The organism is Pantoea sp. GM_Pan_4 (assembly GCF_026541005.1).
In the GTDB taxonomy this organism is placed as follows: Bacteria; Pseudomonadota; Gammaproteobacteria; order Enterobacterales; family Enterobacteriaceae; genus Pantoea; species Pantoea dispersa.
On the sequence record NZ_JALNUZ010000003.1, the window covers coordinates 414,949 to 427,929 of the forward strand.

14 protein-coding genes are annotated in these 12,981 nt (G+C 56.2%); 8 read left to right on the forward strand and 6 right to left on the reverse strand.

Annotated elements, in window-relative coordinates; all coding sequences use genetic code 11:
• Positions 1–276: 276 nt before the first annotated feature.
• The 4 genes from OXR61_RS11000 (at position 277) to OXR61_RS11015 (ending at position 4,438) form a co-directional block, all read left to right on the forward strand.
• A complete protein-coding gene (locus tag OXR61_RS11000; protein WP_010618047.1) occupies positions 277–837 on the forward strand; it encodes a non-canonical purine NTP pyrophosphatase in 561 nt (186 codons plus the stop codon).
• Positions 834–1,628 (forward strand): SIR2 family protein, encoded by a 795-nt coding sequence (locus tag OXR61_RS11005; RefSeq protein WP_010618046.1) that lies wholly within the window; start codon positions 834–836, stop codon positions 1,626–1,628. The genes OXR61_RS11000 and OXR61_RS11005 overlap by 4 nt, the downstream gene beginning before the upstream one ends.
• A 76-nt stretch (positions 1,629–1,704) precedes the next feature.
• Positions 1,705–2,034 carry a YebG family protein gene (locus OXR61_RS11010; protein ID WP_021509064.1) on the forward strand — a complete coding sequence of 110 codons (330 nt, stop codon included), beginning with the start codon at positions 1,705–1,707 and terminating at the stop codon, positions 2,032–2,034.
• A 463-nt stretch (positions 2,035–2,497) separates the two neighbouring features.
• The gene (locus OXR61_RS11015) at positions 2,498–4,438 is read left to right on the forward strand and encodes a methyl-accepting chemotaxis protein (protein WP_021509066.1); all 1,941 of its coding nucleotides are present in this window, start codon (positions 2,498–2,500) and stop codon (positions 4,436–4,438) included.
• A 72-nt stretch (positions 4,439–4,510) separates the two neighbouring features.
• Here the strand turns inward: OXR61_RS11015 and cybB are convergent, their stop codons facing one another.
• The gene (gene cybB / locus OXR61_RS11020) at positions 4,511–5,050 is read right to left on the reverse strand and encodes a cytochrome b561 (RefSeq protein ID WP_031280003.1); all 540 of its coding nucleotides are present in this window, start codon (positions 5,048–5,050) and stop codon (positions 4,511–4,513) included.
• Positions 5,051–5,137: 87 nt separating this feature from the next.
• Positions 5,138–5,626 (reverse strand): MarR family transcriptional regulator, encoded by a 489-nt coding sequence (locus OXR61_RS11025; RefSeq protein ID WP_021509068.1) that lies wholly within the window; start codon positions 5,624–5,626, stop codon positions 5,138–5,140.
• 110 nt (positions 5,627–5,736) lie between these two features.
• On the opposite strand from OXR61_RS11025, the gene OXR61_RS11030 reads away from it, so the two are divergent.
• Together OXR61_RS11030 and OXR61_RS11035 are read left to right on the forward strand one after the other, a co-directional pair.
• Positions 5,737–6,885 (forward strand): MFS transporter, encoded by a 1,149-nt coding sequence (locus tag OXR61_RS11030; protein ID WP_031280004.1) that lies wholly within the window; start codon positions 5,737–5,739, stop codon positions 6,883–6,885.
• Positions 6,886–6,965: 80 nt separating this feature from the next.
• The gene (locus OXR61_RS11035) at positions 6,966–7,394 is read left to right on the forward strand and encodes an NUDIX hydrolase (protein ID WP_021509070.1); all 429 of its coding nucleotides are present in this window, start codon (positions 6,966–6,968) and stop codon (positions 7,392–7,394) included.
• Here the strand turns inward: OXR61_RS11035 and OXR61_RS11040 are convergent.
• Positions 7,391–8,137, reverse strand: coding sequence for an SDR family oxidoreductase (locus tag OXR61_RS11040; RefSeq protein ID WP_021509071.1), 747 nt, complete (start codon positions 8,135–8,137; stop codon positions 7,391–7,393). The genes OXR61_RS11035 and OXR61_RS11040 overlap by 4 nt on opposite strands.
• A 99-nt stretch (positions 8,138–8,236) precedes the next feature.
• Here OXR61_RS11040 and OXR61_RS11045 point away from each other — a divergent pair, with 99 nt between their 5' ends.
• Positions 8,237–9,181, forward strand: a complete 945-nt coding sequence (locus tag OXR61_RS11045; protein WP_021509072.1) for an AraC family transcriptional regulator — start codon at positions 8,237–8,239, stop codon at positions 9,179–9,181.
• Positions 9,182–9,415: 234 nt separating this feature from the next.
• On the opposite strand, the gene OXR61_RS11050 is transcribed toward OXR61_RS11045, so the two are convergent.
• The 3 genes from OXR61_RS11050 to OXR61_RS11060 form a co-directional block, all read right to left on the reverse strand.
• Positions 9,416–9,787: a RidA family protein gene (locus OXR61_RS11050; RefSeq protein ID WP_021509073.1), complete on the reverse strand. Its 372-nt coding sequence runs from the start codon at positions 9,785–9,787 to the stop codon at positions 9,416–9,418.
• 10 nt (positions 9,788–9,797) lie between these two features.
• Positions 9,798–10,262, reverse strand: a complete 465-nt coding sequence (locus tag OXR61_RS11055; RefSeq protein WP_021509074.1) for a GNAT family N-acetyltransferase — start codon at positions 10,260–10,262, stop codon at positions 9,798–9,800.
• A gap of 113 nt (positions 10,263–10,375) precedes the next feature.
• Positions 10,376–11,176: an SGNH/GDSL hydrolase family protein gene (locus OXR61_RS11060; RefSeq protein ID WP_071813634.1), complete on the reverse strand. Its 801-nt coding sequence runs from the start codon at positions 11,174–11,176 to the stop codon at positions 10,376–10,378.
• Between the two features lie 561 nt (positions 11,177–11,737).
• On the opposite strand from OXR61_RS11060, the gene OXR61_RS11065 reads away from it, so the two are divergent.
• Positions 11,738–12,874 (forward strand): acyltransferase family protein, encoded by a 1,137-nt coding sequence (locus OXR61_RS11065; protein ID WP_230857108.1) that lies wholly within the window; start codon positions 11,738–11,740, stop codon positions 12,872–12,874.
• The last annotated feature ends 107 nt before the right edge of the window (positions 12,875–12,981 follow it).

The window sequence follows — 12,981 nt, forward strand, 5'->3', positions numbered from 1 at the left end:
TGCGCGTTAAGCGCGAATTTTTATATTTGACATAAGCGGCGTCAAATAGCGCTATTAACGCATTCAGGTGCAATATTTAACGCCGTCAGCGATAAGCGATGCGCTATACCGGCGAAGGCGCGCGCAGCGCGACCCGATTGTTCCTCGCCAGTGGCGTCGCCGCAGAGTAGAATGACCACGCGGCACGGCGACAGCGTGCCGGACAATAACAGCCGGAACCGCAGCCGGATACGCGTCACCAGGTTGGACTAACCCACTTTCAACATACTGATTGCAATGAAAATTCGTTTCTTATCTGCTAATGAACTCAAGCTGGCCGAGGTGCGTACCATCCTTGAGCCGGTGGGTGTCGAAGTGGTGCCCATTGCGCGCCGTATTGAAGAGATTCAGACCGAAAATGAGGTGGAGCTGGTTCGTGACAAACTGACTAAAGCCTTTTCAATCATTGGCCGCCCGCTGTTTGTCGAGCATACCGGTCTGTATCTGGATGGGCTCAATGGCCTGCCCGCCGGTCTGACGCGCATTTTCTGGAGCCGGCTGAACGCGGAACGCTTTACCAAACTGGTGAACGGGCTGGACAGCCCGGGCGTGACCGCCAAAACCGTCCTCGGCTACTGTGACGGGCGCAAAATGTACCAGTTTGAAGGCCAGCTGCGCGGCACCATTGCCCGGGAGCCGGCGGGGCCACGCGAATTTCAGTGGGACTGCGTGTTTATCCCGGAAGGGCACACCCAGACATTCGCTGAAATGGGCGAACTGAAAAACGAAATCTCGATGCGCCGCCTGGCGCTGGATCGCTTTGCCACCTTTCTGAAAACTTCGCGGGGACTGGCATGAAACCGGAACTCAAACGTGCTTACGATGCCGGCAAACTGATTCTGTTCGCCGGTGCGGGCATCTCACGCAATCTCGGACTGCCGGAGTGGCACGAGCTGATTGCACATCTGGCTAATGAGCTGGGCTACGATCCGAAGATCTTCAATACCTACGGCACCCATTTGTCGCTGGCGGAGTATTACAAACAGCGCAAAGGCTCGCTCGGCCCGCTGCGCAGCTGGATGGATCGCGAGTGGCACCGTCCGGATATCGACGTGCGCAGCTCTGAAATCCACACCATGATCACCCAGGGCAATTTCTCGCGCATCTATACCACCAATTACGACCGCTGGCTGGAGATGGCGCATGAAGCGCACAACGTGCCGTACAGCAAAGTCGCTAACGCCGCCGATCTGGTGTCGCTGACCGAGGATAAGCGCCATATTATTAAACTTCATGGTGATTTTGACGATGATACCTCCATCGTGCTGGATGAGAGCAGCTACTTTGAGCGGCTCTATTTTGACTCGCCGCTGGATATCAAACTGACCCATGATGTCATGGGTAACTCCGTGCTGTTTGTTGGCTACAGCATCAGCGATTTCAATATCCGCCTGCTGTTTTATCGCCTGACCAAGATGTGGGGCCGCACCGGGCTGGCGACCGCACGGCCTAAATCCTACCTGTTCACCAACCGCAATAATCCGGTGGCGAAAGAGGTACTGGGGCAGTGGGGCATTGAGATGATCGTGTCTGAAGAGGACGATCCGCGCAAAGCGCTGGCAACCTTCCTCGAAGAGCTGCTGGCTTAAACGGCAAGCAGAAAATCGTTGGCTAAAAAAGCTGAATGAAATATACTGTATATAAACACAGTAAATGAGGTGCATCATGGCAGTCGAAACCAAATATGTTGTGGTCAGAAAGGGTGAAGAGAAGATGACGTTTGCCAATAAAAAAGACGCAGATGCATGGGACAAAATGCTCGATATGGCCGACGCGTTCACCGACTGGCTGCAGCAACATCAGCCAGCGATGGATGAGGCCCAGGCCGAAGCGCTGGGTATGCTGCTGGCCGAACAGAAAGACGCGGTGCAACACATTCTGCGCACCAGCAAACTGCCGGACGCGGTGAAAGACAGCGGCGAAACCGCTGCTGACGACAGCGATACGGCTGTGCCGGAAAAAGAGAAGAAGGTGCGTGCGGTCAAAGCCGCCTGAGGAACCGCGCGTTCGCTTTGTACTGCTGCTGAATCCGGGCCAGCCTCTGTGCTGGCCTGGGAACCGTGCTAAGGATCAGTGCGTGAAAAGAGAGAAGGTGCCTGAGTAGTAACTGACCATCCACGCCACATACACCAGCCAGACCACCATTAACCCTGCCAGACTCAATTTACCTGCCATGTTGCATTCCTCTTGTTATACGGCGCGTTGCGCCCGTACGCAATAACCTGACAGCACAACGAAGTGGCGATCTTGCGCCAGATCAAATTCCCTCTTTTTTACTGCATCGTCTTAGCGTTTTTAATGGCGACTCAACGCCACAACGGCGGTTGATGGTTTTCTGATCGGACCTGCCAGGCCATCAAGTTCCCGGATTGTGCGCCGATAGAGTGATTACAGGGATGCAGGTGCACAGGGCGTGATTCTTTTTCAGTAATAAAGTGTCAACACCAGGAGCGCCGACATGGCCACAACCGTATCTAATAAGAAAAAAATGAGCACCCGCACACAAATGCTGCTGACGGGCGCCTTAACCATCACCCTCGGCTTCGCCGTGACTATCGGCGTGCTCAGCTGGCAGTCCAGCAATGAGCAAAAATCGCTGGCGGAAAGTTACTTACAGCAGATTGCGCAGAGTCAGGCGCTGCAAATCCAGCAGGAGCTGAGTTACGCACGCGATGTCGCACACAACCTCGGCCACAGTCTGATTGCCCTGCCGGCTGCCGGCGTGCAGGACCGTAAAGTGGCCGATAAGCTGCTGGTCTCTGCACTGCGTGATAATCCGGACTATCTCTCTATTTCGGTCATCTTCGAAGAAAACGCGTTTGACGGACGCGATGCTGAGTTTGCCTCTCAGGCTGGCGCGGCACCTAAAGGGCGTTACGCCTATTTCGTCGATCGCGACCAGGGCGGCAATTTTGCCCTGCATCCGCTGACCTCAATCTTTACGCCAGGCCAAGGCGATTACTATCTGCTGCCGCAGAAAAGCCAGAAAGATACGCTGATCGAACCTTATAGCTATGCCTATAACGGTGTGCCAACGCTGCTGACCTCGGTGGCCGCGCCAATTATCAGCCAGGGCAAACTGTGGGGCGTGGTGACGTCCGATATCTCACTGGCGTCACTGCAGGAAAAAGTGAACAGCATCAAACCGTGGGAAGGCAGCGGTTACGCCATGCTGCTCTCAAGCGCGGGCAATGTAGTGTCTTATCCGGACAAAAGCCAGACCAGCAAAGCCTGGAAGGGCGACACACATAATTTCAGCAGCACGGTCACCGAACAGCATGACGCTATTCTGGGCGAGGATGCGCTGGTGGCCTGGCGGCCGGTGGTGATCGGTAACAGCGATCAGAAATGGTATCTCGGCGTGGTGGCCCCGGTGAGCAAGGTGATGGAAGCGGCGCACCGTCAGCTGATTAACGCGGTGATTTTAATGGTGATCAGCATCCTGGTGGTGTGCGCACTGCTTGGGCTGGTATTTAGTCGCAAAGTGCTGAAGCCGATTGGCGGTGAGCCACTGACCGCAGCCACCATTGCGCTGGCGGTAGCCGATGGCAAACTGGATAACGCTATCCCGCTGAAAGCGCGCGACAGCAGCAGTCTGTTCTTCGCCTTGCACACTATGCAAAATCAGCTGCGCGAGATTGTCGGGCAGATTCAGGATGCCAGCGCGTCGGTGCGCCAGGGCGCGGGTGAAATCGCCAGCGGCAACCTCAACCTCGCGTCACGTACCGAAGAGCAGGCGGCCGCGCTGGAACAAACTGCCGCCAGCATGGAGCAGATTACCGCGACGGTGAAACACAACGCTGCTAACGCGCATCAGGCGACGACGCTGACCGATAACGCCACGCACATCGCCAGCCGCGGTGAGTCACTGGTGGGCCAGGTGGTGCAGACCATGGCGCAAATCGACGACAGCGCGAAGAAAATCGGCGACATCACCGCCATTATCAACAGCATCGCCTTCCAGACCAACATTCTGGCGCTCAACGCCGCGGTTGAAGCGGCGCGCGCCGGGGAACAGGGACGCGGTTTTGCCGTGGTGGCGTCAGAAGTGCGTAATCTGGCACAGCGCAGCGCCAATGCGGTGAAGGACATCGCTGCGCTGATTGAAGAGTCCGGGCAGCGCGTCGGCAGCGGTGTGCAGCTGGTGCAGGATGCCGGTAAAACCATGCAGGAGATGACGCAGGCGGTAAACTCGGTGCGCACTATTATCGGCGAGATTGTTACCGCGTCAGACGAGCAGGCGCGCGGCATCAGCCAGGTAACGATCGCGGTGAACGAGATGGATGGCACCACCCAGCAGAACGCCGCGCTGGTCCAGCAGATGTCAGCCGCCGCCAGTTCGCTGGAAGACCAGGCGGCACAGCTGGCGCATACCGTGGGACGTTTTCACCTCAGCTGAGGTCGGTGACCAATCGCCGGCACGCGGCGTAAATCAGGACGGTCGCCACATCAGGTGACCGCCTTATTCCTTTCATCCGTTTCGCCGTGACGGCATCATGCGCAGCAACGTATTGTCTTTAATCAGATAATGATGCACCAGCGCGGCCGCCGCGTGCAGACCAATCAGCCAGTAGCCGTAGGGCGCGAGGGTTTCGTGCCAGTCGCTCAGCATATCGGCAAAATCGGGATCCGGGCTGGCGCTGACCGGCATCGGAATCGCGAAAATCCACCAGTTACGGCCCATGTAGAAGCGCGAAAGGATGCCGAGAATCGGCAGCACGATAAAGAACAGATAGATCGCCAGATGCATCAGATGCGCCAGTCCGGTTTGCCAGTGCGGCGGCTGGGGTTCGATTTTCGGGCTGCGATGGCGAAAACGCAGCACAATGCGTGACAGCATCAGCAACAACACACAACTGCCGGCGCTGAAATGTCCGACGATCATGGTGTAGCCTTGCCAGGATCCGCGCGTGAATAAGCCGCGAAACTCCATGGTGCAGTAAGCGGTGGCCACCAGTACCAGCGTCAGCCAGTGAATAAAGATTTGCGCAGGGGCATATTTGTTACGCATAGCCAGTCCGAAAATAAGCGGTGTGGGATGCTTAACATAGCGAAAAACGCGCTGAATTAATTCATTTTTTGCCACATCCCGTTCGGCTTACTGTTCGGCTGCCTGCAACAGCTGACGCAGCAGAGCGGCAAGCTGCTGCTGCTGCCGATCGTCCAGCGTGGCCAGCAGTGCGTTCTGCGTTTGCGTATGCACCTGCAGCGCCTGCTCAATCTTCGCCAGCCCGGCCGGCGTCAGCATCACCAGCGTACTGCGCTTATCATCGGCATCGGCAACACGCGCAATCAATCCCTCTTCTTCCAGCCGGTTAAGCCGGTTGGTCATGGCACCGGAGGTGACCAGCAGCGATTTGTAGAGCTGCGTGGGCGACAGCCGGTAAGGTGCGCCGGCACGCCGCAGCGTCGCCAGCACATCAAATTCGCCGTCGCGAAAACCAAAGGGCGCCAGCGCCTCAGCGCGCTTTTTCGCCAGATGCTTCATCAGGCGCAGCATGCGGCCAAAAATCGCCATGGAAGAGGCGTCCAGCTCCGGCATGGCGCTGGCCCATTGCGCAACGACAAAATCTACGTGGTCAGTCATGTTAATTCTCATCAGTTCACGGCGGGCAATGTGTCGCTTTGTGCGCACCCGCTATCGTTCTTCCGCAAAGTATCTTAACGTTAAGATACTTTGGCGTATGGAGACAGAATGTGAATCGTACCTTACCTGCTATTGGCATGTTTGCTTTACTGGTTTTTGTGGTGGCGCTGAATTTGCGTCCGGTGATGGCGGCCATCGGACCGCTGTTCCTGCAACTGCAACACGATGCAGGGCTCAGTGCCACACAGCTGAGCCTGCTGACGACGCTGCCGGTCATTATGATGGGGCTGGCGGCGCTGGCCGGGCCGCTGCTGCTGCGCAGGCTGGGTGAAGCGCGCGGCATTACCGCTGGCCTGATAGTGCTGGTGCTCGCGGGTGGCGCGCGTGGCGTTGATCACAGTGCCACCATGCTAACCGCCAGCGCGCTGCTGGCCGGCTGCGGCATCGGGCTGATCCAGGCGCTGATGCCCGCGCTCATCAAACGTCACTTCGCCTCGCGTGCCGGTACGTTAATGGCACTGTTCACCACCGGTATTATGGCCGGAGCTGCAGTGGCCGCAGCCAGCGCCGCACCGCTCGCCAGCCATGCCGGACTGACGATCGCCCTGATGCTGCCGTCGCTACCGGCGCTGATCGCATTGATACTGTGGCTGCGCCTGCAGCCTGTGACCACGAGGGTAAACACGCCACCGGCCGGCGGCGTACACCGCACGCGGCGCGCCTGGCTGTTGATGCTGTTTTTTGGCATCGGCACCGGTGCTTACACGCTGGTGCTGGCGTGGCTGCCGCCATTTTACATGCAACACGGCTGGCTGCCGGCGCAGAGTGGCTACGTGCTGGGCGCATTAACCCTGACCGAAGTCGCCGCCGGATTTATGCTCTCCGCGCTGATTCATCGCTGCCGCGATCGCCGCTGGCCGCTGCTGCTGGTGCTGGCTTCCATCCTGCTGGGGCTGATCGCACTGCTGTGGCTGGGCGGCGAACGCGCCTGGTTGCCGACGCTGCTGCTGGGTTTGGGGATTGGTGCGCTGTTTCCGCTATCGCTGATCGTCACGCTTGATCATGCCCGTACGCCAGAAGAAGCCACTGCGCTGCTGTCGTTTGTGCAGGGCGGCGGCTATATGCTGGCCGCGCTGATGCCGCTGATGGCTGGCATTGTGCGCGATCGCGCGGCATCACTCGACAGTGCGTGGCAGATCATGGCGGCGGGCGTGCTGCTACTGATGCTGATGGCGCTGCGACTCAAACCCCAGCGATAACGGCAGGAAACCATTGTCAGGCGGGGTGCGCTGTTTTATAAACCGTGCAGAGTGAGAGGATCGATAAATCAGGAGCAATGATGTCCCCGCAGGTCGGTGTTGGCGTATTAATTTTCCGCGATGGCAAGCTGTTGCTCGGCCAGCGTAAAGGCAGCCACGGTGCCGGTGACTGGTCGGCGCCGGGCGGCCATCTGGAGTTTGGTGAATCACCGGAAGCCTGTGCACGGCGGGAAGTGCTGGAGGAGACCGGTTTACAGCTGCACAGCGTACACAACGGCGCCTTCGTCAGCGATGTGTTTCCGGCGGTCAACCGGCACTATATTACGCTGCTGATGGTAGCGCCGGACGCCAGCGGCGAGCCGCAGCTGCGGGAACCGGATAAGTGCGCAGGCTGGCACTGGTTCGCGCCTGAGGCGCTGCCTGAACCGTTGTTTGCCCCATTGCAAAGCTGGCTGGCGCGCGACGGTCTGGCGGCACTGCAGGCGCTGGCCCAGCGTAAAGATCGCTAACCGTATTGCTTCATCGAGGCTTCGGCATCTTCTCCGGCCGGGATGCGCATCGGTGCGGCGGGATCGGTCGCGGCACGCCACACGGCAGCGGCAACGTCCTGTGCTTTAGTGGTTGGCTGGGGCTGCTGCATGCCGGCGATGATGCCATCAAACATCGGCTGGTAAGGCTCAAGCAAGGTGTTTTCCATGCGCGGCCGGGCGTTTTTGCCAAAGTCGGTGGTGGGTGCCAGCCCGGGCAATACCAATCTCACCTGAACATTAAAGGGTTGCAGTTCCAGCGCCAGCGACTCGGTAAAGGCGTTGACTGCCGCTTTGCTGCCGGTATAAACCGCCAGCAGCGGCAGGGATTTCAGCGTCACCGTCGAGGTCACATTGATCACCATGCCACTGTTTTTCGCACGGAACTGCGGGATGACCGCCTGCGTCATGGCGATGGTGCCCAGCGTGTTGGTTTCGAACACTTCCCGCACCGAGGACATCGGCGCGCCTTCCAGCGAAGTTAATAATCCGATGCCGGCATTGTTGACCAGCACATCAATCTCTCCTGCTTCAGCCAGCGTTTGCCTGATGCTGGCGGCATCGGTGACATCCAGTGGCAGCAGGCGCAGATGGGCGGATTCGGGAAACAGTTCGGCGCGCGGGGTGCGCATGGTGGCGATGACTTTCCAGCCGCGCTCCAGAAACCAGAGCGCGGTAGCATGACCAAAACCAGAAGAGCAGCCGGTGATTAAAATGGTTTTCATGGTTCACTCCTGCATTGCGTTGGGTAAGAGCTCACTATAGAGTGCCACTACCGGACTCACTACAACGTACAGTCCTGGTTTCATTTGCAGGAGTCCATTATGATCGATCCGCTCGCCGAAATGGTGTCACTGTTACAGCCCGGGGCGGCTTATTCCAAACGCGCGCGTGCCAATGGATTATGGCGTGTGCAGCGCAGTGAGACCGGCCAGCCGTTTTACTGCGTGGTGCTGGAGGGGCGCACCCGGCTGGAAATGAAAGGTCATCCTCCGGTTGCGCTTGAGCAGGGGGATTTTGTCCTGATTCCGGCTGCGTGGGAGTTTTGCATGACCAGCGAGCAGCCACCGGCCGCAGATGCGCCTGATTCTATGCCGGAGATGCTTGCGCCGGGCGAAGTGTGGCTTGGCGATCGGCAGCAGCCAGCTGAGGTACAGACGCTGATTGGTTACTGCCAGTTTGCCGCACCCGACGCGGGATTGATTGTCTCGTTACTGCCACAGTTTATTCATGTGCGTGGCGCATCGCGCCTGACCACGCTGGTGCAGCTGGTCAGGGATGAGTGCCGTGCACAGCGTCCGGCACGGCAGATCGTGCTGGAACGTTTGCTGGAATTACTGCTGATCGAAGCGCTGCGCGCAATGCCAGCGGCGAATGCATCGCCTGGCGTGATGCGGGGACTGGCCGATGAGCGGCTGGCCGGGGCGATTCGCGCCATCCACGCCAGGCCTGCCCATGGCTGGACGGTGCCCCAGCTGGCGAAACACGCGGCGCTATCGCGCTCGGCGTTTTTCGTACGTTTTCGCGATGCAGTGGGCATGGCACCGATGGCGTATCTGCTGACGTGGCGCATGGCGCTGGCGAAAAATCTGCTGCGCAGCAGCCGCCTGTCAGTAGCCGACGTGGCTGAACGGGTGGGTTACCGCTCTGCCAGCGCCTTCAGCATTGCTTTCACCCGCTTCACCGGCCAGACGCCGACCGGCTTCGCTGGCGCGGAACGGCGCAGCGGCACCGCAGAAGCTGAGCCAGCAATCGCCCAGGTAAGTTAATCACGCCCGCAGTGGCGGCCAGCGTAAGACGGACCGCCATAAAGCGTGCAATGCCGTTCAGTTCAAAAATACCCTGTTAATGCCGGTGCGCATCAATGCGCACCCTACAAAACAGTGCTGTACCCCGTAGGGTTGCCATTTATGGCGACCAGGGAATACTTGTGTAGGCAACAGACGACCATACAAGAATCGTTTTAAATCAAAGCATCGTTAAAACAAAGAATTACAACTTCATCACAGAGCAATAATTGCTTCAATTTCGATTTTCAGATCGGGGCAAAACAGCTGGCTAATCTGCACCAGTGAACTGGCGGGCAGGTGTTCGCCATAATGCCGGTAAAGCACGTCGCGCAATGCATTTATATCGGTGAAGGAGGTGACAAAGATTGTCACTTTTATCAGGTTTTTCAGTGATGTGTTTTCCTGCGCAGCCAGTGTATGTAGCTGCTGAAAAATCACTTCTGCCTGCGCAGCAATATCCGCCTGCTGCGCCGTTGTTGCGAAGGCAGTCAGACCCGAAACGTAAAGCGTGTCGCCATGCTTCACGGCGTGCACGTAAGGCGCTTTTACTTCGCCCAGTTCTGGATAGTTTTTACGTACCAACATCTTCTTTTCCTTAAAAGATTTCCCTTCGCATCACGCTAACCTGTTCTGACGACACGATGCGCTGCTCGATTTCCTGCCAGCCATAGCGACGGTAAAACGCCTGCTGATCCGGCGTATAAAGCCACAACTCTGCCATATCGCGCTGGCGAGCTTCTTCAATTAAACGCAATACCAGAGCAGAGGCCACGCCTTTACCGCGGTGTGCCGCGACAGTCAGTATTTCGCCCATCCAGAACTGGCGTTCATGGATGTCATCAAGCTCGTGAAGAATCGTGCTGGCGGTGGCAAGCACTTCATTTTCTGCATTCAACGCGACCAGCGTAAACGTTTTTGCCGGCTGCGCGTTGCGCATCAGCAGGCGCTGACGAATGGCGCTCCGGTCGCGCCAGTGAGAAAACCCGGACCACTCCTGATGAAGCATAGTTGCCACCGTATCCAGCAACTGCGGACACTGGCTCAGTAAACTGATATTCATTGTTATCCCTCCGCGACAACCCGAGGGATAACACAGCGTGGTGGTAAAGACTACCGTTAATATGCCGCTACACTATCGCGTTAAGCCGTTTCACCGGTCAGCCAATCACCGGCTTAGCGTTTCGCCACCTGCTCGCCATCCGGGGTTTTGCCATGCCCGGCAGCAGCCAGCTCGGTATTAAAGTGGGAGACCAGCACCGAAAAAGTTTCCTCTGCTTTCATGCGGTACAGCTGTTCGGACGGATGAATACAATCGGGTGACATCAGCGACTGCCAGTCTTTCATCTGCAGGATGCGCTGATACTGACGCGCCAGCGGCACCGATTCTGCTTTAGCCAGCGCGTCCAGTTTGGTGACGTAAGGTGCAACGTGCCATTTCTCCGCGCGGCCACAAATCGGGTGCGGCTCCTGTAATATCACCTGCTTACCCTCTTCACGGGCAATAGTAATCAGCTGTGTCATCACCTGGGTATATTTGTCCGGGCTAACCTGGTAATCCTTTTCTATATCGCGGAAATGGAAATGGCGTGCATCGTTGGTGGCAAAATTCAGCAAAATGATTTTTGCCGGCGATTTCTTCATCTCTTCGCGCCAGCTTTTATTATTCTTGTAGAAATATTTGCCATTTAACAGGTCCATGGCCTGCGATGAGGACGCGCCTTTATTCACGACGCGAATACCATCGCCATACTTCTCCTGTAACCACTGGTTAATCAGAGCAATCTCATTGTCTTTAATATAGATTGCGCGCAATTTGCCATTTTCCTTTATCGCCATAGCGCCACGCGTGCTTGAACCGCCATAGGCTTCAATAATAAAGTTATTATCGGGCTTGCCGCTTTCGGCGAATGCGGTATTGCACAGACAGGCTGTGGTAATCAGCAAAGTGACGATGCCAGATAGCGCTCGTTGCATAACAAATTTCCGCCTTTTGATACTCAAGGTTACATGGAGAATCGGTTGTTTACCGTAAGCGAATTACCTTAACAGGGGAGATTGCGGGTCAACAATCCGAAAGCACGGTTGTCGGGTGAAAATTAGGTCAACTCTGAGAAAAAAACCGCTTGCTGAATAAAAGTTATTTAAATTCAATCAGGTAAAAAACATCCCTGCCTAATAGCTTCCCTTCAGCCAGAAAATCCCGCATTGTCGCCGGCTTAAAACATCATGGTTGCTTCAGGACATAACGCGGTTTGATTAGCGAATTTTCGCACTGCGAGTCGAGTCGGATAATCCACAACCTGTTGTAAAAAATTGGGTTTTCGCTATTTATCCGGCAGTTAGCTGCGAATAAGCACTGCCTGACGATAACTTTTACCATCAGAACATTCTGGCTTAAGCTTTATAGCCATTGCACAGTGACATTCTTTACACTATGGCGAAATTCCGAAACGTTTCTAAACATAATGTATACAGATTAATCCGGTGTTAGCATTCTGACTGAATCATTATGATTGCGTTACAACTCATTTCAGGATGTGCAATGTGAAAACAGAATCCTTTTTATCCAGCCGTAATATTGGCCTGGATCTGCTGCGTGCCGGCCTAATTCTGGAAGGGGTGTTATTACACGCCTCACGGAGTTTGCCGGGAGAGAATGGCTGGTATTATGTCGCGCAGCGCGATCCCTCGGAAATATTCACGGCACTGCTGAGCATGGTGCACACCTTCAGGATGGAAGTGTTCTTCTTTCTTTCGGGCATGTTCTCCGCGCTGATTATTTTGCGAAAAGGGCAGAAATTCTTTACGGATAATCGCCGTAAGCGCGTCCTGATTCCGCTGATATCAGCCTATCTGTTTATTCCGCCGCTGATGTATTTTATCGCGGGACAGATAAATAACACCCCGCTGAGCCTCGAAGGCTGGCTAAACAGCTATACCATGATGCACCACCTGTGGTTCCTCGTGTCGCTGTCGGTGATGTCGCTGCTGGTACCCGGCGCGTTTTATCAGTGGAGCGCCCGTCAGCTGGGCAAAATGTCGTTGCCAATGCTGATCGCCACGCTGGTGATTCTGGGTAACGCCTGCTTCGTGCTGAAGTTCCTGGTGAAAGGCCGCGGTGAATTTGTCGAGCTCATCCCGGTGACCGCACGCTTCCTCGTCTACTACACCGCTGGTTTTGCGTTATACGTCAACCGCGAGAAAATTGCCCGGTACGCCAACAGTAAACTGATGAATGGCTGGCTGGTGGCCGCGCTGGTGCTGGCGGTGTGGGCCGCCTGCTATATTGTCGCGCACAACCACATCACCGGGGTGATGAAATATGTGCCGGTGATGCTGGGCAGCGTGCTGTCGGTGATGCTGTCCTACTGGCTGGTATTTAGCTTCGAACGCATCAACGTGAAAGAGAGTCGCATTCTGACGGCGATTGTGGATTCCGCGCTGATCATCTATTTGCTGCACTATCCGGTGGTGATCATTTTCTCATGGCTGCTGGATGTCTGGTTACCGGATAACCTGTCAGTCCTGTATGTCCTGATCGATTTTGCCCTCGGCATTGCGCTGAGCGCGGTGTGTTACGCCATCGTCAAACGTTCACGCTTCGCCTCGTTCATGTTTGGCCTCAAGCCGAAAGATAAAAAAGTGGCGGTGCCGGTCGAAGCGCGACTGTAATTGTCATCATGCCCGGCCGCCACTGGCGTGCCGGGTATTATTTCCCGCCATCTGATTTTTGCCATTTTCCGCATTTTTAGTTCCAGATAATTATCTCAGGCCGTTAG

Coding starts and splice junctions, on each gene's coding strand:
- OXR61_RS11000 (WP_010618047.1), top strand. CDS start 277: ATGAAAATTCGTTTCTTATCTGCTAATGAACTCAAGCTGGCCGAGGTG.
- OXR61_RS11005 (WP_010618046.1), top strand. CDS start 834: ATGAAACCGGAACTCAAACGTGCTTACGATGCCGGCAAACTGATTCTG.
- OXR61_RS11010 (WP_021509064.1), top strand. CDS start 1,705: ATGGCAGTCGAAACCAAATATGTTGTGGTCAGAAAGGGTGAAGAGAAG.
- OXR61_RS11015 (WP_021509066.1), top strand. CDS start 2,498: ATGGCCACAACCGTATCTAATAAGAAAAAAATGAGCACCCGCACACAA.
- cybB (WP_031280003.1), bottom strand. CDS start 5,050: ATGCGTAACAAATATGCCCCTGCGCAAATCTTTATTCACTGGCTGACG.
- OXR61_RS11025 (WP_021509068.1), bottom strand. CDS start 5,626: ATGACTGACCACGTAGATTTTGTCGTTGCGCAATGGGCCAGCGCCATG.
- OXR61_RS11035 (WP_021509070.1), top strand. CDS start 6,966: ATGTCCCCGCAGGTCGGTGTTGGCGTATTAATTTTCCGCGATGGCAAG.
- OXR61_RS11040 (WP_021509071.1), bottom strand. CDS start 8,137: ATGAAAACCATTTTAATCACCGGCTGCTCTTCTGGTTTTGGTCATGCT.
- OXR61_RS11045 (WP_021509072.1), top strand. CDS start 8,237: ATGATCGATCCGCTCGCCGAAATGGTGTCACTGTTACAGCCCGGGGCG.
- OXR61_RS11050 (WP_021509073.1), bottom strand. CDS start 9,787: ATGTTGGTACGTAAAAACTATCCAGAACTGGGCGAAGTAAAAGCGCCT.
- OXR61_RS11055 (WP_021509074.1), bottom strand. CDS start 10,262: ATGAATATCAGTTTACTGAGCCAGTGTCCGCAGTTGCTGGATACGGTG.
- OXR61_RS11060 (WP_071813634.1), bottom strand. CDS start 11,176: ATGCAACGAGCGCTATCTGGCATCGTCACTTTGCTGATTACCACAGCC.
- OXR61_RS11065 (WP_230857108.1), top strand. CDS start 11,738: ATGTGCAATGTGAAAACAGAATCCTTTTTATCCAGCCGTAATATTGGC.